This window comes from Aeromonas sp. QDB56 (assembly GCF_027705505.1).
GTDB lineage: Bacteria > Pseudomonadota > Gammaproteobacteria > Enterobacterales > Aeromonadaceae > Aeromonas > Aeromonas caviae.
In genome coordinates, this window is record NZ_JAPDBZ010000289.1 from 1 (window position 1) to 1,091 (window position 1,091).

Annotated in this window: 1 protein-coding gene; it reads right to left on the reverse strand. The window is 53.4% G+C overall.

Annotated elements, in window-relative coordinates; genetic code table 11:
• Nucleotides 1-38: 38 nt before the first annotated feature.
• A complete protein-coding gene (locus OKB81_RS20450; RefSeq protein WP_012564931.1) occupies nt 39-986 on the reverse strand; it encodes an IS30-like element ISAeca1 family transposase in 948 nt (315 codons plus the stop codon).
• Nucleotides 987-1,091: the final 105 nt, after the last annotated feature.

Consider the following 1,091-nt stretch of genomic DNA (forward strand, 5'->3'; position numbering starts at 1 on the left):
CGCGAATTCAACTTCGAAGTGCAATTCCCGATTAAAAATCAGGCTGCTTTCAGAAGTTCGTCAAAAACCACCTGTGGCTGTTTAAATCCCAAGCATTTGCGCGGCCTGAAGTTCAGCCGCTTTTCGACGGCTGACAGTGCCTCTGCTGTCACCACACTCAAATCACTGCCTTTGGGCACATATTGCCGCAGCAGACCATTGCTATTCTCATTCTGTCCCCGTTCCCATGCACTGTATGGATGCGCAAAGTACACCTGCGCTTCCAGCTCTGCTGCAACACGTTCATGTTCGACAAACTCGCTACCATTGTCAGCTGTGATGGTATGGACATGTGCCTGGTAGGGTTTCAGCATGCTGATAATGGTGTCCGCCACCGCGCTGGCTGTTTTGCTGGGAACGTATTGAACCAGGTAGAGCCGGCTCTTACGCTCCAACAGACTCACTATTGCACCGCTGCCTTGCTTACCCAACACGGTATCGACTTCCCAATCTCCCACACGGCTCCGCTCATTGACTATCGCAGGGCGTTCATCAATCGATACCGGATTGGGAATGACACTGCGTTTGCTGTTCTTACCCTTGCGATAGCGTTTGTGACCCTGACGCAGATGCCGGTATAGCGTGCCACCGTTGGCCTTGTCGCGTGCCACATAGCGGTATATCCACTCGTGGCTAACCGGGCAGTTAATCATGTCTCCAACGCCACTGATTTGCTCGGGACTCCAGTCCGCGACCAGCGCCATGCAAACAAAGTCGATGGTATCAGACGGGACAGTACGCTTCTGACTCGTCAGCCGTCGTGCCGTGGCAAGTTGGTGAGCCTGCTGCGGCTGATAGGCCTGCCCAGCACAATTACGACGAAGCTCACGACTGATAGTCGATGGATGAACCCCGAGCTGTTTGGCAATGCGGGCCTGTGACAGGCCATGGTCACGGAGGCAGGCAATCTGGTATCGTAGCCCCTCGGTCAACTGCTGGTATTTCATGGTGTATCGCTTTGTTTCTTTGGCGAGAAGAAGCGTACCCTAACTGGTAGTTGACCGCCTCTCTCCTATGCACCATGGGCATTGCACTTATTATCTGAATTCACG